This window comes from Streptomyces sp. NPDC051909, assembly GCF_040681095.1.
Classification (GTDB): domain Bacteria; phylum Actinomycetota; class Actinomycetes; order Streptomycetales; family Streptomycetaceae; genus Streptomyces.
The window spans coordinates 1-16,751 of record NZ_JBFAYA010000050.1 but is presented as its reverse complement, the minus strand read 5'-3'; the positions used below and the strand labels follow the sequence as shown (position 1 = coordinate 16,751).

The 16,751-nt window shown below is 74.0% G+C and carries 17 protein-coding genes; 7 read left to right on the top strand and 10 right to left on the bottom strand.

Features of this window, described 5'->3' with window-relative positions:
• Positions 1 to 135: 135 nt before the first annotated feature.
• From AB0M18_RS35460 to AB0M18_RS35445, 4 genes are all read right to left on the bottom strand, one after another.
• Positions 136 to 618, bottom strand: a complete 483-nt coding sequence (locus tag AB0M18_RS35460; RefSeq protein ID WP_365765433.1) for a hypothetical protein — start codon at positions 616 to 618, stop codon at positions 136 to 138.
• A 127-nt stretch (positions 619 to 745) separates the two neighbouring features.
• Entirely contained in the window at positions 746 to 1,228 is a 483-nt protein-coding gene (locus AB0M18_RS35455; protein WP_365765431.1) for an Appr-1-p processing protein, read from the bottom strand.
• Positions 1,225 to 2,082: an alpha/beta hydrolase gene (locus AB0M18_RS35450; RefSeq protein WP_365765429.1), complete on the bottom strand. Its 858-nt coding sequence runs from the start codon at positions 2,080 to 2,082 to the stop codon at positions 1,225 to 1,227. Before AB0M18_RS35450 ends, AB0M18_RS35455 begins: the two co-directional genes overlap by 4 nt.
• 28 nt (positions 2,083 to 2,110) lie before the next feature.
• Positions 2,111 to 2,452 carry a DUF6223 family protein gene (locus tag AB0M18_RS35445; protein WP_365765427.1) on the bottom strand — a complete coding sequence of 114 codons (342 nt, stop codon included), beginning with the start codon at positions 2,450 to 2,452 and terminating at the stop codon, positions 2,111 to 2,113.
• Positions 2,453 to 2,647: 195 nt separating this feature from the next.
• Between AB0M18_RS35445 and AB0M18_RS35440 the strand changes: the two genes are divergently transcribed.
• From AB0M18_RS35440 to AB0M18_RS35420, 5 genes are all read left to right on the top strand, one after another.
• Positions 2,648 to 3,838 carry a sensor histidine kinase gene (locus AB0M18_RS35440; RefSeq protein WP_365765425.1) on the top strand — a complete coding sequence of 397 codons (1,191 nt, stop codon included), beginning with the start codon at positions 2,648 to 2,650 and terminating at the stop codon, positions 3,836 to 3,838.
• Entirely contained in the window at positions 3,835 to 4,515 is a 681-nt protein-coding gene (locus tag AB0M18_RS35435; RefSeq protein ID WP_365765423.1) for a response regulator transcription factor, read from the top strand. The genes AB0M18_RS35440 and AB0M18_RS35435 overlap by 4 nt, the downstream gene beginning before the upstream one ends.
• 262 nt (positions 4,516 to 4,777) lie before the next feature.
• Complete coding sequence (locus tag AB0M18_RS35430; protein WP_365765421.1) at positions 4,778 to 5,863, top strand: DNA gyrase subunit B; 1,086 nt, start codon at positions 4,778 to 4,780, stop codon at positions 5,861 to 5,863.
• Positions 5,864 to 5,899: 36 nt separating this feature from the next.
• A complete protein-coding gene (locus AB0M18_RS35425) occupies positions 5,900 to 7,030 on the top strand; it encodes a PP2C family protein-serine/threonine phosphatase (protein WP_365765419.1) in 1,131 nt (376 codons plus the stop codon).
• A 67-nt stretch (positions 7,031 to 7,097) separates the two neighbouring features.
• Complete coding sequence (locus AB0M18_RS35420; RefSeq protein WP_365765417.1) at positions 7,098 to 7,850, top strand: MerR family transcriptional regulator; 753 nt, start codon at positions 7,098 to 7,100, stop codon at positions 7,848 to 7,850.
• Here the strand turns inward: AB0M18_RS35420 and AB0M18_RS35415 are convergent.
• From AB0M18_RS35415 to AB0M18_RS35400, 4 genes are all read right to left on the bottom strand, one after another.
• Positions 7,834 to 10,011: a 3-hydroxyacyl-CoA dehydrogenase NAD-binding domain-containing protein gene (locus tag AB0M18_RS35415; RefSeq protein ID WP_365765415.1), complete on the bottom strand. Its 2,178-nt coding sequence runs from the start codon at positions 10,009 to 10,011 to the stop codon at positions 7,834 to 7,836. The genes AB0M18_RS35420 and AB0M18_RS35415 overlap by 17 nt on opposite strands.
• A 48-nt stretch (positions 10,012 to 10,059) precedes the next feature.
• Entirely contained in the window at positions 10,060 to 11,274 is a 1,215-nt protein-coding gene (locus tag AB0M18_RS35410) for an acetyl-CoA C-acetyltransferase (RefSeq protein WP_365765413.1), read from the bottom strand.
• 84 nt (positions 11,275 to 11,358) lie between these two features.
• Positions 11,359 to 12,510 (bottom strand): acyl-CoA dehydrogenase family protein, encoded by a 1,152-nt coding sequence (locus AB0M18_RS35405; RefSeq protein WP_365765411.1) that lies wholly within the window; start codon positions 12,508 to 12,510, stop codon positions 11,359 to 11,361.
• Positions 12,507 to 13,658: a CaiB/BaiF CoA-transferase family protein gene (locus tag AB0M18_RS35400; RefSeq protein WP_365765409.1), complete on the bottom strand. Its 1,152-nt coding sequence runs from the start codon at positions 13,656 to 13,658 to the stop codon at positions 12,507 to 12,509. Before AB0M18_RS35400 ends, AB0M18_RS35405 begins: the two co-directional genes overlap by 4 nt.
• Before the next feature lie 235 nt (positions 13,659 to 13,893).
• On the opposite strand from AB0M18_RS35400, the gene AB0M18_RS35395 reads away from it, so the two are divergent.
• A complete protein-coding gene (locus tag AB0M18_RS35395; protein WP_365765407.1) occupies positions 13,894 to 15,081 on the top strand; it encodes a saccharopine dehydrogenase NADP-binding domain-containing protein in 1,188 nt (395 codons plus the stop codon).
• Between the two features lie 30 nt (positions 15,082 to 15,111).
• On the opposite strand, the gene AB0M18_RS35390 is transcribed toward AB0M18_RS35395, so the two are convergent.
• The gene (locus AB0M18_RS35390; RefSeq protein ID WP_365765405.1) at positions 15,112 to 15,522 is read right to left on the bottom strand and encodes a VOC family protein; all 411 of its coding nucleotides are present in this window, start codon (positions 15,520 to 15,522) and stop codon (positions 15,112 to 15,114) included.
• A 65-nt stretch (positions 15,523 to 15,587) separates the two neighbouring features.
• Positions 15,588 to 16,289 carry an endonuclease V gene (locus AB0M18_RS35385; protein ID WP_365765403.1) on the bottom strand — a complete coding sequence of 234 codons (702 nt, stop codon included), beginning with the start codon at positions 16,287 to 16,289 and terminating at the stop codon, positions 15,588 to 15,590.
• 68 nt (positions 16,290 to 16,357) lie between these two features.
• Between AB0M18_RS35385 and AB0M18_RS35380 the strand changes: the two genes are divergently transcribed.
• Positions 16,358 to 16,657: a YciI family protein gene (locus tag AB0M18_RS35380; protein WP_365765401.1), complete on the top strand. Its 300-nt coding sequence runs from the start codon at positions 16,358 to 16,360 to the stop codon at positions 16,655 to 16,657.
• Positions 16,658 to 16,751 lie beyond the last annotated feature (94 nt).

The following is a 16,751-nucleotide window of genomic DNA, read 5'->3' as shown; positions in this document are numbered from 1 at the left end:
GACATCAACACCCCCCCACAACCACCCTTCCCCTACACGCCCCTCGTCCGATCTGGGTCCCGCGGCGCCGCCGGCCCAGCCGCTCGCGGCCTGGGCGGGGCCCGGCGAGGGTCCCGCGGCGCCGCCGGACAGGCCCTAGTAGGCGCCGCCGAAGACGCTGTACGCCCAGAGGGCGACGACGCCGCCGACGCACAGCAGCACCACCCACGAGCCGACGCCCGTGTGGCGCCCGGCGCGCGGACCGCGCGGGGCCTTCGTCCTCCCCTTCCCGCCGGTCGCGCGGGCGGCCCTGGGCGGCCGGACGGAGCCGGCCGTGGAGGGCGCGGCGTCCGCGGCGGTCTCCGCGAGCAGCCGGCGGCAGACGGCGGCCAGCTCCGCCGTACCGGACGCCAGGTCGACGACGACCTCCAGGCGGGCGGGCGCGGTCGTCCCGCCGTCCAGGATCCGCCCGGCGCGCATCAGCGCCTGGTCCTTGCCCCCGGTCGGCGCCAGGCTGATCCATCGGCGCACATGATCGCCGCGGATCACCACGCCGCCGCCGCGCTCGCGGTAGACGGTGTGCTCCTTCCACAGGACCTCGGCCAACTCGGTGGCCTTCTCCCTGAGTTGCGCCTGCATACCCCTCCCCTGGTCATGCCCCTGATTCGAACAGGCGCATGACTCTAGCGTCCGTCGCGCCGCGCCCCTCGCCAGGGGCGGGACAGGGGCCTGGAAGGGCCCGGCGCGGGCCCGGGAACGGGGGGTCCTACGCCCCCGTGTCGTACACCGTGACCGGTATCCCCCGCGCCACCAGGCGCTCCGCTATCAGCGGCTCGACCCGCTCCCAGCGCCCGCCGGCCAGGCCGCAGCCGATCCGGGGCATGTGCACGGAGGCCCCCAGCTCCGCCGCCGTCGCGGCGAGCAGCCCGAGCGCGGCGTCGATCGCCTCGTACCGCACCGGGACCCCGGTGCTCCGCCCCGTCCGTATCCCCCGCTGCCCCACCAGGTTGGCCACCCACACATACGGCTCGACCCGGACGAACTGCGCGGCCCCGAGCCCGAAGTCGTTCCGCGCGCGCTCACGGTGCCAGCGGCGGTAGGCCGCCTCCGGCTCCGGCCAGCGCCGCGACACGGCGAGCACGAAGCCCTTCCCCCAGCCGCCCAGGTCGTTGCAGACGTGCGCCACGACCTTGACGCCCTTGCCCCGCGGCGCGGTGGCGTCCCCCCGTACGTACTCGATCGCGTTCATGGAGCCACCCTACGAGCCGGGTCTGACATCGGGCCGGGACGGCCCGGACGCGGCCTGGACACGGCCTCGGTCGCGGCGAGGAAGCGGCGGACGGCGGCGGCGAAGCCGGTGGGGTCGGTGGCGTGGACGGTGTGGCCGGTGGGCAGTTCGACGAGCCGGGCGCCGGGGCGGCGCTCGACCATCACGCGCGCGTGCCCCGCGCCGAGGACACGGCTCCGGGTGCCGCGTACGAGGAGGGCGGGGCAGGTGCCGGCCAGCCAGTCGTCCCAGTGGGCGCCGTTGAGGGCGCGCTGCGAGGCGACCATGTCCTCCGGCCGGAAGGCGAGGCCCCAGCCGTCGGGGTGTTCCCGGATCGCGTCCGCCAGATAGGGGGCGGACGCGCCGAGGCCCTCCACGAGGGCGGAACGGGTCGGGGCCCGGCGCGGCCAGTCGAGACAGAAGGACAGGTCGTCGTCGACCTCGGCGCCGATGTCCTCCACGACCAGCGCCCGCACCCGTCCGGGATGCCGGGCCGCGAACCGATACGCGTTGACTCCGCCGAGCGAGTGCCCGAGCAGGTCCACCGTCCCGAGCCCCAGATGGTCGAGCAGCGCGCCGACATCCGCGACGTACCCCTCCCGGGAGTAGTCCGCCGCCCGGTCGGAGTGCCCGTGCCCGCGCTGGTCGAGCGCGACCACCCGGTGCTCCGGCGCCAGCGCCCGCGCGAGCCCGGCGAAGGTGCGCCCCTCGCCGAAGTGCCCGTGCAGGGCGACCAGAACGCGCCCCGTTCCCCCGTGGTCGAGGTAGGAGAGCCGCCGCCCGTCGATCTCCAGGGCTCCCCGCGAGGGCGCGGCGGGCCCGCCGTTCGTCGTCATGGGCGCCAGACTGCCACGGGGCACGCGGTCACCGGACCTGAGCGCCCCGCCGCGCCCGCCTCATGACCGCCCCGGCCAGACCCGTGGCCAGCGCGCCCACCAGCAGCGCCACATAGGCGCCGCCGAGGCCGTTGCCGGTGCCGACGCCGCCGTCGGCGGTGGTGGCGACGAGGGCGCCGAGGGCCATCGAGAGCAGGCCGGCGGTCAGCGCGGGGGCGCCGCCGAGGCGGCCGAGACGGCCGGTGGGGCGGGTCAGCGCGCGCCAGGCGGTGACGGCGGCGGCCAGGCCGAGCAGGGCGGCGGCGCCGGCGCCGATCCGGCCGGCGCTGAGGGTGTAGACACTGGCGGCGAGCGTGGTCAGGTCCGACATCGTGGGCTCCTCGTCTCTGCTGTCGCGGTATGTCCCGAGCATGTCCGCCACGCCCCCGTCCGGTCGTCCGGCGGGCGCGGACTCTTTCCCTGCCGCGCCCGCGGCAGGGCGCCGGCCGGCTACCGCGTCCGTGGTAGCCGGGCCCGGTCCGTGTGGAGGATCCGGAGGCACCGGGCGGCCGGTTAGGGTGCGCGCATGAAGGCAGGCACGGCAGGTGCGGCAGGGCTGTGGGACCGGTTCGGGGACGCGGTGATCGCGGTCGGCGTGGCGGCGGCGCTGGTGGTCACCGGGGTGTCGGAGCGGCACGGGCAGGGGCCGACGGGTGTCGACCTGCTCGGGTACGGGCTGCTGGCGGCCGGCGGTCTCGCGCTGGTCGCGCGCCGCCGGGCCCCGGTGGCGGTGCTCGTGGTGACCGGTCTTTGCGCGGTGGGCTATCAGGCGGCGGGCTTCGACGTGCCGGTGGTCGGCTATCTCTTCGCGGTGTACGCGGCGGTACGGGCGGGCCACCGCGCCGTCACGGCGGCCGCGAGCCTGGCCATGATCGCCGCGCTGCCGGTGGCGGCCCTGGTCTCGGGCCTGGACGACACGGGCGAGGCCTTCGCGCGCGCCCGCGGCGCCCTGGAGCTCGCCTGGCTGATCGCGGCGGGCGCGGCGGGCGAGGCGCTGCGGCAGGCCGAGCGGCGCGCGGACGAGGCCGAACGCACCCGGGAGGAGACGGCGCGGCGCCGGGCCGACGAGGAGCGGCTGCGGATCGCCCGTGAGCTGCACGACTCGCTCACCCATCAGATCTCGGTGGTGAAGGTGCAGGCGGAGGTCGCCGTGCACGTGGCGCGGCGGCGCGGCGAGGAGGTTCCGCCGGCCCTGCTCGCGATCCAGGAGGCGGGACGGGAGGCGAGCCGGGAGCTCCGCGCGACCCTGGAGGCGCTGCGGGACGACGACACCGCGCCGCCGCGCGGCCTCGACGCGGTGCCGGAACTGGTCGAGCGGGCACGGGCGTTCGGCCTGGACGCGACGCTGACGGTGGAGGGCGCCGGGGAGGCGGAGGGGCGGCGGCCCGACGTGCCGGCGGCGGTGGACCGTACCGTCTACCGGATCGTCCAGGAGTCCCTGACGAATGTCGCCCGGCACGCGGACGCCCGCACGGTGTCGGTGCGGGTGGCCTGCCGGCCGGACACCGTGTCCGTACGGGTGGAGGACGACGGGAGGGCGCGGCCGGGCCGTGCCCCGGCGCCCGGCCTGGGGCTGCTCGGCATGCGGGAGCGGGTGACCGCGCTCGGCGGGCGGCTGCGGGCCGAGCCGCGCGCCGAGGGCGGCTTCGCCGTCCGCGCCGAACTCCCCGTGGCCCCCGACCCGGCCGGCGAGCGCGCCGTGGGGCGTACCTCGTGATCCGGGTCCTGCTGGTGGACGACCAGCCGCTGATCCGCAGCGGGTTCCGCGCGCTGCTCGACCTGGAGGACGACATCGAGGTGGTCGCGGAGGCCGCCGACGGCGCGGAGGGCCTGGCGCTCGCCCGGGCGCATGTGCCGGACGTGGCCCTCGTCGACGTCCGGATGCCGCTCGTCGACGGCATCGAAGCGACCCGGCGGATCGCCGCCGACCCGGCGCTCGCCGGGGTCCATGTGGTGATCCTGACCAACTACGGCATGGACGAGTACGTCCTCGACGCGCTGCGCGCCGGCGCCGCCGGCTTCCTGGTGAAGGACGTCCTGCCCGAGGACTTCCTGCACGCCGTCCGCGTCGCGGCCCGCGGCGACGCGCTCCTCGCGCCGTCCATCACCCGGAAACTGATCCACCGCTACGTCCACGGCCGCCCGCCCGCCGTCCCGTCGGCCACGGCCCTCGCCGAACTGACCGGCCGCGAGCGCGAGGCGGTCGCCCTGGTCGCGCGCGGTCTGTCCAACGACGAGATCGCCGACCGGATGGTGATCACCCCGATGACCGCGAAGACCCACATCAACCGCGCCATGACCAAACTCCACGCCCGTGACCGCGCCCAGCTGGTCGTCCTGGCCTACGAGTCGGGCCTGGTGACCCCGGGCGGCGACCTCCCGGACCGGACCTAGGACAAGACCGGGGCCCCGCGGGCGCCCCCCACCGGAAACCGGCGCCCCCGGGGCCGCCCCGAACAGGCCCGTGCGCGGGTACGGCGGTACCCCGGGGCGCCGTCGCCCGCACCCCGCACCCCTTCCGGCCCGCGCGCTCCCGGGCGGTGCCCACCGGCCCGTACACGCCCACGCGATTCCTCCACACACAAGCTCTGACCTGGCCTTTTCCGGGAATTCTCCTAGGCTGTCGGGAACTGCTGAACACGCCCGAGGGGGATTCGTGAGCGACAGCCCGAGCACGTACAGCGCTGCGAACATCAAGGTCCTTGAGTGGCCGGAAGCCATTCGGAAGCGGCCCGGGATGTATGTCGGGTCGACGAGCCAACGGGGTCTGCACCAGCTGGTGTACGAGGTGCTCGACCGGCCGGTGAACGCGGTCCTGGCGGGGCGCGCGACCCGTGTCGACGTCACCCTCATGGCCGACGGCCGGATCCGGGTCGAGGACGACGGGCCGGGGGACGGCGGCGGTCTCGGCCTCGAAGGGCCGATGACTCACGTCCGCGCCGGGGTGCGGCGGCGGGACCGGCGGACCGTGGACCTGAGCTACGTCGGTGCCCCGGTCGCGAACGCCCTGTCCAGCGAGCTGACCGCCGAGGTGCGGCGCGACGGTGTGCGCTGGGTGCAGGAGTACGAGCGCGGAATCTCACTCGCGCCGCCCTCACCCGCCGGGCCCGCCACAGCGAGCGGCACCACCCTCGTGTTCCGGCCGGACGCCGACCTCTTCGAGACCGTGGAGTGTTCCTTCGACGACCTCCTGGACCGTTTCCGGGAGCTGGCCTTCCTGAACCGGGACCTCACGCTCACGCTGACCGACGAGCGCCCCCGGGGCGGTGCGGAACCGCGGCAGGAGCACTGCCGGTTCCCCGGCGGGGCGCGGGACTTCGTGGAGTTCCTCGCCGCGGGTGCCGACAACCCCGTGCACACCGACATCCTGCACTTCGAGTGGGAGGACCCGCGCCTGGCCGGGACCGTGGAGGTGGCCCTGCGGTGGAGCGAGGGGCCGGGGGCGGGGGTCCGGTCCTTCGCCAACAGTGCGCGGACCCCGGAGGGCGGCACGCATGTGAACGGCTTCCTCGACGGGGTGGCCGCCGCACTCGGTCTGCCGGAGGCGACGGATCACGGCCTGACCGCGGTCGTCTCGGTGAAGCTCGACGACCCGGAGTTCGAGGGGGCGACCCGGGGGCTCCTGGGCGGCGAGGGCGTGCGCGACGGCGTGGCGGAGGCAGTACGGGGACACCTCGCCGCCTGTCTGGCGGCGCATCCGGAGCGGGCGGGGGCTGTCGTGCGGCGGCTCAGCGGCCCGTAACAGGACAGGTTCCCGGTCCTCGGGTATGCCTGTCCCATGGAGGCCCACCGGCGCGATCGGCGGCTCCGCCTGTCCGGGCGCGGCGGGCGGTGGTTGCTGTGCGTGCCGTTCGTGCTGATCGCGGCGGTCACCGTGGTGGACGTGCTGGCGCCGCCCGAGGTGCATCTGGGGCCGTTCCTGGTGGCGGCGCCGGCGCTGGCGGCCTCGTTCGCGGGGCCGCGGATGACGGCGTTCGTGGGCGCGGCCGCGGTGCTCGCGCAGTCGGTGGTGGCGGTGGCGCGGACGAGTCTCACCGATCTCAACCACACGTACCAGATCATCGCGCTGGTGCTGCTCTCCGCGATGATGACCTTCTTCGCGTATCTGCGGGAGCGGGACGAGGCCCGGGTGACCCGGCTGCGGGCCGTCGCGCAGGCCGCGCAGAGCGTCGTCCTGCGCCCGCTGCCGCACCGGGCGGGGCCGCTGCACATCGCCTCGGTGTATCTGGCGGCCGAGGAGGAGGCGCAGATGGGCGGGGACCTGTACGCCGCGGCGCGTACGGGGCGGGGGACGCGGCTGCTGATCGGGGACGCCCGGGGGAAGGGGCTCGACGCGATCAGCGAGGCCTCGCTGGTCCTGGGCGCCTTCCGGGTCACCGCGCGCCGCGAGCGGGAGCTTCCGGAGCTCGTCGGGCAGCTGGAGGCGGGGGTGGTGTCGGCGGACGACGACGGCGGCACGGACCGGGAGGGCGACGACACCGACGGCGCCGACGAGGCCTTCGTCACCGCGCTCGTCCTCGACATCCCGGACGACGAGCCGGTGGTGCGCCTGGTCAACTGCGGGCACCCGCCGCCGCTGCTGCTCCGCGAGGGGCGGGTGATCACCCTCGACGCCTCCGACGCGAGCCCGCCGCTGGGCCTGTCCGACGTGCTCTCGCCCGACGTCACGGTGGAGACGTTCCCGTTCGACGTCGGTGACGTGCTGCTGCTCTACACGGACGGCGTCGTCGAGGCCCGTGACCACACCCGCGCGTTCTACCCGCTCGCCGAGCGCCTTCCGGCCTGGGCCGGGGAGGATCCGCCCACCCTGCTCGCCCGGCTGCGGGCCGACCTCCAGGCGTACGCGGGCGGGCACCTCGGCGACGACGCGGCGCTCGTCGCGGTCGAGCGGCTCGCCCCGGAGGCGTAGCCCGGGCCGGGTTCCCGGTCCCCACGACTCTTTTACAAGGCTGGTGAGACAGCAATACTGTTGAACCATGCAGCAGCAGGCGAGCGAGGAGCGGGCCGACGAGCCCGGCTACACCGTCGACGAGCTGGCCGCCCGGGCCGGGGTGACGGTGCGGACCGTGCGGTTCTACGGGACGCGCGGTCTGTTGCCGCCGCCCGTGATCGGCGCCCGCCGCGTCGGGCGGTACGGCCCGGCGCATCTCTCCCGGCTCGCGCTGATCGAGGAGTTGCAGCGGCAGGGGATGACGCTCGCGGCGATCGAGCGCTATCTGGAGCAGCTGCCGCCGGATCTGAGCGCGCAGGACCTGGCGATCCACCGGGCGCTCGTGGCGTCCTGGGCGCCGGAGTCCGCCGAGGTGATCACCCGGCAGGAGCTGGAGCGGCGGGCCGGGCGGCCGCTCGCGGACCGGGACGTGGACCGGCTGGCCGCCATGGGGGTGCTGGACAAGGGCCCCGACCCGGACGTGTTCCGGCTCGACGGGGCCCTGCTGCGGCTCGGTGTGGAGCTGCTCGACGTGCCGATCGAGCACGAGACGATCCTGGCCTCCCGGACGGTGCTCCTGGAGCACGCGCGCAGCGCCGCGCAGGAGCTGGCGCGCCTGTTCCAGGAACAGGTGTGGAATCCGTACCGGGAGAGCGGCGAGGACCCGGACCACCTGACCGCGATGAAGTCGCTCTCGGCGCACATGCAGCCGATGGTGGTCCAGGCCCTCGTGACGGCCTTCCAGCGGTCCCTCAGCGAGGAACTCCGTACGGCCTTCCGGACTACCGCGCGTCCGTGAAGACCTCGCCCCGCTCGGCCTTCTCCACGAGGAGCGCCGGCGGGGTGAAGCGCTCGCCGTACGTCGCCGCCAGCTCGCGCGCCCGCTCGACGAAGCCGGCGACGCCGCCCTCGTAGCCGTTGATGTACTGGAGCACGCCGCCGGTCCAGGCCGGGAAGCCGATGCCGAGAATGGAGCCGATGTTGGCGTCGGCGACCGAGGTCAGCACGCCCTCCTCGATCAGCCGGACAGTGTCGAGCGCCTCGGCGAAGAGCATCCGCTCCTGCATGTCGCGGAAGGGGATCTCGACGTCCGGCTTGGTGAAGTGCTCGCGCAGGCCCGGCCACAGCTTGCCGCGCCTGCCGTCCTCCGCGTAGTCGTAGAAGCCGGCGCCGCCGCTGCGCCCGGGGCGGCCGAACTCGTCGACCATGCGGTCGATGACGATCTCGCCGGGGTGGGCGATCCAGGTGCCGCCGGCCTCCTCGACCGCCTTCCGCGTCTCGTTGCGGATCTTGCGCGGCAGCGTGAGGGTCAGCTCGTCCATGAGGGAGAGGACCTTCGCCGGGTAGCCGGCCTGGGCGGCGGCCTGCTCGATCGACGCGGGCTCGGCGCCCTCGCCGACCATGGCGACGCCCTCGTTGATGAAGTGGCCGATGACCCGGGAGGTGAAGAAGCCGCGGGAGTCGTTGACGACGATCGGCGTCTTGTCGATCTGGCGGACCAGGTCGAAGGCGCGGGCCAGGGCCGCGTCTCCGGTGCGCTCGCCCTTGATGATCTCGACCAGCGGCATCTTGTCGACCGGCGAGAAGAAGTGCAGGCCGATGAAGTCGCTCTGCCGCTCGACGCCCTCGGCGAGGACGGTGATGGGCAGGGTGGAGGTGTTGGAGCAGAGCAGCGCGTCGGGCTCGACGACGTGCTGGATCTCCTGGAACACCTTGTGCTTGAGCGCGGTGTCCTCGAAGACCGCCTCGATGACGGCGTCGCAGCCGGCCAGGTCTGCGACGTCGCCGGTCGGGGTGATGAGGGCGAGGAGGGCGTCGGCCTTCTCCTGGGTGGTGCGGCCCTTGGCGACGGCCTTGGCGCACAGCTTCTCGGAGTACGCCTTGCCCTTGGCGGCGGCCTCGGTGGAGACGTCCTTGAGGACGACCTCGATGCCGGCCCGGGCGCAGGAGTAGGCGATGCCGGCGCCCATCATGCCGGCGCCGAGCACGGCGACCTTGCGGACCCGGCCCTTCTCGACGCCCTTCGGGCGGCTGGCGCCGGAGTTGACGGCCTGGAGGTCGAAGAAGAACGCCTGGATCATGTTCTTCGCGGTCTGGCCGATGACCAGCTCCGTGAAGTAGCGCGACTCGATGGTCAGCGCGGTCTCGAAGTCGACCTGGGAACCCTCGACGGCCGCCGCCATGATGTTGCGGGGCGCGGGGTAGGGGGCGCCGTTCGTCTGCTTGCGCAGGTTGGCGGGGAAGGCCGGCAGGTTGGCGGCGAAGCGCGGGTTGGACGGAGTGCCGCCGGGGATCTTGTAGCCGGGCACGTCCCAGGGCTGCGCCGACTCGGGGTGCGCGTCGATGAAGGCGCGGGCCTTGGCGAGCATCTCCTCGGGCGTGGCCGCCAGCTCGTGGACGAGCCCGTTGTCGAGGGCGCGCTTCGGGTTGTACTGGGTGCCCTGGAGGAGCACCTTGAGGAGCGCGTCGGTGATGCCCATGAGGCGTACGGTGCGGGCGACGCCGCCACCGCCGGGCAGCAGGCCGAGGGTGACCTCGGGCAGGCCGATCTTGGAGCCGGGCGCGTCGAGCGCGATCCGGTGGTGGCTGGCCAGGGCGATCTCGTAGCCGCCGCCGAGCGCGGCGCCGTTGATGGCGGCGACGACGGGCTTGCCGAGGGTCTCGATGCGGCGCAGGGAGTCCTTGATCTCGATGGCGGTGTCGAAGATCGCCTGGGCGTCCTCGGGGCCTGCCTTGATCATGTCCTTGAGGTCGCCGCCGGCGAAGAAGGTCTTCTTCGCGGAGGTGTAGACGATGCCGCGGATGGAGTCCTTCTCGGCCACCGCGCGGTCGGCGATCGCCTTGATGGAGGCCCGGAAGGCCTGGTTCATCGTGTTCGCGGACTGGTCGGGGTCGTCCAGGACGAGGGTGACGACGCCGGTCTCGTCCTGCTCCCAGCGGATGGTGGTGCTCTCGCTCATGACTGATGCTTCTCCGTTGGATCCGTAAGAGGGGTTCGGACCGGGCGGTCAGACGCGCTCGACGATGGTGGCGATGCCCATGCCGCCGCCGACGCACAGCGTGACGAGGCCGTAGCGCTTGTCCTGGCGCTCCAGCTCGTCGACGACGGTGCCGAGGATCATCGCGCCGGTGGCGCCCAGCGGGTGGCCGAGCGCGATGGCGCCGCCGTTGACGTTGATCTTGTCGAGGGAGACGCCCATGTCCTTCGCGAAGCGCAGGACGACGGCGGCGAAGGCCTCGTTGATCTCGATGAGGTCGATGTCGTCGATGGTGAGGCCGGCCTTGGCGAGCGCCTTGCGGGCGGCGGGCGCGGGGCCGGTGAGCATGATGGTCGGCTCGGAGCCGGACACGGCCGCCGAGACGATCCGGGCGCGCGGCGTCAGCCCGTACCGCTCGCCGACCGCCTTCGAGCCGATGGCGACCAGCGAGGCGCCGTCGACGATGCCGGAGGAGTTGCCGGCGTGGTGGACGTGGTCGATCTCCTCGATCCAGTGGTACTTCTGCAGCGCGACCGCGTCGAAGCCGCCGAGCTCGCCGATGTCCGCGAAGGACGGCTTCAGCTTCGCGAGCGAGTCGGCGGTGGTGCCGGGGCGCAGGTGCTCGTCGTGGTCGAGGACGGTGAGTCCGGCCCGGTCCTTGACGGGGACGATCGAGCGGTCGAAGCGCCCGTCCTTGACGGCCGCGGCGGCGCGCTCCTGGGAGAGCGCGGCGTACTCGTCGACGTCGCGGCGCGAGAAGCCCTCGATGGTGGCGATGAGGTCGGCGCCGATGCCCTGGGGGACGAAGTTGGTGGCGATGTTGGTCATCGGGTCGGCGAACCAGGCGCCGCCGTCGGAGGCCATCGGCACCCGGGACATGGACTCGACGCCGCCGGCCAGGACGAGGTCCTCCCAGCCGGAGCGGACCTTCATCGCGGCCAGGTTGACGGCTTCGAGGCCGGAGGCGCAGAAGCGGTTCTCCTGGACACCGGCGACGGTGTCCGGCAGGCCCGCGGCGATGGCCGCGATCCGGGCGATGACGGAGCCCTGGTCGCCGACCGGACCCACGACACCGAGGACGATGTCGTCGATCGCGGCCGGGTCGAGGCCGGGCTGGCGGGCCTGGATCTCGTGGATGAGGCCGACGACGAGGTCGATCGGCTTGGTGCCGTGCAGGGCCCCGTTGGCCTTGCCGCGGCCGCGCGGGGTGCGGATCGCGTCGTAGACGTACGCTTCGGTGGTCACGGTGTTGCCTTTCGGGCGAGTCTCTTCGGGCGAGTCTGTCGGGGTGCGGGTCGGGCGGTCGAGGTCGGGCGCGCGCGGTCGGGGTCAGCCGAGCAGGGAGCGGCCGATGATCTCCTTCATGATCTCGGTCGTCCCGCCGTAGATGGTCTGGATACGGCCGTCGGTGAAGGCCCTGGCCACCGGGAATTCGCTCATGTAGCCGTATCCGCCGTGCAGTTGCAGACAGCGGTCGGCGACCCGCTTCTGCAGCTCGGTGGACCACCACTTGGCCATGGAGGCGTTCACGGGGTCGAGCCCGAGCCCGGCCGGATCGGCGTGCTCGGTGATACAGCGGTCGACGAAGGCGCGGGTGACGGCGCACTCGGTGGCCATCTCGGCGATCTCGAAGCGCACGTGCTGGAGCTTCGCGAGCGGCCGGCCGAAGGCCTCGCGCTCCTTGACGTAGGTCGTCGTCAGCTCAAGGAGGTGCTCGGCGCCGGCGATGCCCGCGACGGCGATGGCGAGCCGTTCCTGGGCCAGATTGGTCATGAGGTGGACGAAGGCGCCGTTGAGCTCGCCGAGCAGGTTCTCCTTGGGGACCCGTACGTCCTTGAAGAACAGCTCGGCGGTGTCCTGGGACTTCTGCCCGATCTTGTCGAGGTTGCGGCCGCGCTCGAAGCCCTCCATGCCGCGCTCGACGACGAGGAGGGACAGACCGTGGGCGCCGCCCTCGGGGGTGGTGCGGGCGACGACGATCACCAGGTCGGCGAGGATGCCGTTGGAGATGAAGGTCTTGGAGCCGTTGAGGACCCAGTGGTCGCCGTGGTCCTCGGCGGTGGTGCGGATGGCCTGGAGGTCGGAGCCGGCGCCGGGCTCGGTCATCGCGATGGCGGTGACGATCTCGCCGCTGCAGAAGCCGGGCAGCCAGCGCCGCTTCTGCTCGTCGGTCGCGAGCCTGGTCAGGTACGGGCCGATGATGTCGTTGTGCAGGCCGATGGCCAGGCCGGGGGCGGCCGCCCTGGTGAACTCCTCGGCGAGGACGGCGGCGTACCGGAAGTCGGGGTTGCCGCCGCCCCCGTACTCCTCGTCGACGGCGATGCCGAGGAGGCCCTGCCGGCCGGCGGCGCGCCACGCCTCGCGGGAGACGATGCCGTCCTTCTCCCACTGCGCGTAGTGCGGCAGCACCTCCTTGGCGAGGAAGGTGCGGACCACCTCGCGGAAGGCCTCGTGGTCGGCGGTGTAGAGCTGGCGCTTCATGCGGAGGGCTCCTGGGGCTTCGGGGTCAGGGCGGGTACGGCCCAGTCGCGGGCGACCTCGTCGGTGTCGGCGCCGGGCAGGGCGGGGCCGGTACGGACGCTGCCCGGGGTGGCGGAGAAGCGGGGGGCGGGCGCGGGCTGGACGAGTCCGCCGTGCTCGGTGAAGGTGCCGCGGGCGGCGAGGTGGGGGTGGGCGGGGGCCTCGCGCATCGAGAGGACGGGGGCGACACAGGCGTCGGTGCCCTCGAAGACGGCCGTCCACTCCTGTCTCGTACGGGTGCGGAAGCGGGCGGCGACGGCCGCGCGCAGTTCGTCCCAGCGGGCGAGGTCACGGCGCGCCGGGGCCGCCTCCTCGATGCCGAGGAGGCGGACGAACTCGTCGTAGAACTGCTGCTCCAGGGCGCCCACGGCCATGTAGCCGCCGTCGGAGGTCTCGTACACGCCGTAGAAGGGGCAGCCGCCGTCGAGCAGGTTGACCCCGCGCCGGTCCTGCCAGCCGCCGGCCGCGAGCATGCCGTGGATCATGGTCGCGAGGTGGGCGGCGCCGTCGACGATGGCGGCGTCGACGACCTGCCCCTCGCCGTGCGTCCGCGCGTGCTGGAGGGCGGCGAGGACGCCGATGACCAGGTAGAGGGAGCCGCCCGCGTAGTCGCCGAGCAGGTTGGCGGGGATGCTGGGCGGGCCGTCCGGGTCAGGGCCGATCATGCCGAGGGTGCCGGTGAGCGCGAGGTACGCGATGTCGTGGCCGGCGGTCCTGGCCAGCGGGCCGTCCTGGCCCCAGCCGGTCATCCGGCCGTAGACGAGCCGCGGATTGCGGGCGAGGCAGGCCTCGGGGCCGACGCCGAGGCGTTCGGCGACGCCGGGCCGGTAGCCCTCGACCAGGATGTCGGCCCGCTCGACCAGGTCGAGCACGGCGCCCGGGCCGTCGTCCGCCTTGAGGTCGACGAGGACGGAGCGCTTGTTGCGGTTGGTGAGGTCCCTGGCCGGATCGATGCCGAGGCCCGGGCCGCCGGGCCGGTCGACGCGGACGACGTCGGCGCCGAGGTCGGCGAGCAGCATGGCGGCGAAGGGTCCGGGGCCGATCCCGGCGAGTTCGACCACGCGGACGCCGGAGAGCGGACCGGTACGGGTTGGACCGGGTGTCGTCATCGGGCCCCCAGGGTGGCTGCGGATGGCTGCGGATGGCTGCGCGGCGAGTGTGACAGTGATGATGTAACACCGGAGATGCTAGGAACGTGTTCCACTCGGCACAAGCCCCCGAGCCGAGCAAGCGCTTGGAAATTACCGAGGGGTACCGCCCGGCCCGTCCACCGGACCGCGTCCGCTAGAGTCCGCCGACGACACGCGCGCCGGGTGCGGCGCGGGGGCGAAGGCGAGGGGCTGGATGGAGACAGGGGCGGCCGCGCGGCCGTACGACGTGGTGCTCTTCGGAGCGACCGGTTTCGTGGGCGAGCTCACCGCGGAGTACCTCGCCGAACACGCCCCCGCGGACAGCCGCTGGGCCCTGGCCGGCCGCAGCCCCGCCAGGCTCGCCGCCCTGCGCGAGCGCCTCGCCGCCCGGTGGCCGCGCTGCGCCGACCTGCCGCTTCTCGTCGCGGACTCCACCGACCCGGCCGCGCTGCGCGAACTCGCCGGGTCCGCTCGGGTGGTGGCCAGCACCGTCGGCCCCTATGTCTGGTACGGCGAGGAGCTGGTCGCCGCGTGCGCGGAGGCCGGCACCGACTATCTGGACCTGACCGGCGAGGCCGAGTTCGTGGACCGGATGTACGTGCGGTACGACGCCCTCGCCCGCGAGACCGGTGCCCGGCTCGTGCACGCCTGCGGCTTCGACTCGGTCCCGCACGACCTGGGCGTGTACTTCACCGTGCGGCAGCTGCCGGAGGGCGTACCGCTGCGGATCGACGGCTTCGTGCGGGCCGGGGCGATCTTCTCCGGCGGCACCTTCGCCTCGGCGCTCACCGCCTTCGGGCGCGGCCGGCAGATCCTCCGGGCCGCGCACGAACGGCGCCTGTACGAGCCGCGGTTGGTGACCCGACGGGCCCGGGCGCCGCTCGGCCGGCCCCGCTTCAGCCGCGAGACCGGCACCTGGGCGCTGCCGCTGCCCACCATCGACCCGCAGGTGGTGGCGCGTTCGGCGCGCTCGCTCGAGCGTTACGGGCCGGACTTCCGCTACCGCCACTACGCCTCGGTCAAGACCCTGCCGATGGCTCTGGGCGGCTCGGCGGCGGTCGGCGCGGGCGTGCTCGCGGCCCAACTCCCCTTCGTACGCGACTGGATGATGGGCCGTTGGGAGCCGGGCCGGGGGCCGAGCGCGGAGCGGCGGGCGCGCAGCTGGTTCTCGGTGCGCTTCGTCGGCGAGGGCGGCGGGCGGCGCGTCCTCACCGAGGTGTCGGGCGGCGACCCGGGCTACGACGAGACGGCGAAGATGCTGGCCGAGTCGGCGCTGTGCCTGGCGCACGACACCCTGCCGGCGACCGCCGGGCAGGTCACCACGGCGGTCGCCATGGGAGACGCGCTGGTCGAGCGCCTGCGGGCGGCGGGGCTGCGCTTCCGGGTGGCGCACTCGGGCTGAGACCCGCCGGCCACGGCCTCGGGCCCCGGCTCAGTGGCGGACGAGGCAGAAGGGGTGGCCGGCCGGGTCGGCGTAGATGCGCCAGGCCCGGTCGCCCCCGTCCCCGTCGCTGTCCAGGCGCCAGGCGCCGAGCGCGAGCACCTCCTCGTGCGCGGCGTCGAGGTCGGCGACCCGGACGTCGATGTGGAACTGCTGCTCGGGCGCGCCCCACACCGGCGGCCGGTGATCGGCCACGCCCTGGAAGGCCAGCACCGGGGCGCCGCCGGCGCCGTGCAGGGTGGCCCAGGCGTCGCCGACGGCCCACTGGGGGTCGGGGCGGTTGATCTCGCCGCCCAGCAACCGCTGGTAGAAGACGGCCAGTTCCATCACGTCGGGGCAGTCCAGGACGACGCACTGCAGAGTTCCGACGGGGGTGGGACGGGTGGCGCGGGGGGAAGTCATGCCCACACTCTGCCGCCGCAGGGTCACGAGCCGGTATCCGTATGGGTACTCAGTCGTCCCAGCCGTCACACGGTCCTCGTGCTCAGGGCGTCCTTCAGTGCCCGGCGGCAGAGCGCGTCGGCATGCCGGGTCGTCTCGGGGAGCCGGAAGCGCGGGCTGAGGTGCAGGGTGAGCGCGCAGGCCCGGTCGAGCGAGACGCGGTGCCCGACGGAGACGAAGACCGGCTTCACCCCGGCCCGGGTGCGCAGGGCCCGTCCGACGGTCTCGCCGTCGGCGACGAGCGGGCTGAAATCGCCCCGGGCGGCGCCGGGTTGCTCGTACGAGAAGGTGAACGGGTTCTTGGCGACGCCGATCGCCGGGCGGTCGGTGAGCACCCCGAGGTGGCAGGCGAGACCGAAGCGGCGCGGGTGCGCGATCCCATAGCCGTCGCAGACGAGCAGCCCGGGGTCGGCGTCGAGCCGCCCGAGCGCGGCGAGCACGGTGGGCACCTCGCGGAAGGCCAGCAGCCCCGGCACGTACGGGAACGACACCCGCCCGACAGCCGTCGCCTCCTCGACCACCTCCAGGCTCCGTCCGTCGAGCACGACGGCCGCGGCGGCGACGAGGTCGCGCTCGTCGTCATAGGCCACGTCGACCCCGGTGACGTTCCCCTCCCCCACCCCGGGCCCCTCCTCCCCGAGCACAAGCCGCCCCCGCAGCTCCTGCTGCACGGCGAGCGCGGCGTCCTCGTCGGCGGGCCATCCCTCGGGAATCTCGATGATCGTCATGATCCTCAAGCCTAGGGGGTGGGCCGGGCCCGGTCCGGAGGTGCGAGGGGGCGGGTAGCCTGGCGATCATGTTCGTACTGGAGTTGAGCTACACCGCGCCCATCGAGCGGATCGACGCCCTTCTCGACGCGCACGTCGAGTGGCTGAACGCGCGGTACGCCGAGGGGGTGTTCCTCGCGTCCGGGCGGAAGGAGCCGCGGGACGGCGGGGTGATTCTGGCCGGTGGGGTCGGGCGGGCCGAGATCGAGGAGGTCGTGGCCGGCGATCCGTTCGTCGTCGCGGGGGTGTGCGCGTACCGGATCGTCCAGTTCTACGCCACCAAGTCGGTGGACGGGCTCGCCCCGTTCCGGGACGAGCCGCCCGCCTGATCCGATCCCGCGCGCGGGCACGCTAGGGCGTGTGTCGAAAGTAGCTCCCCCTGGCTTCGCCGGGTGGGGGTACCCCCGGCGAAGCCAGGGGGCG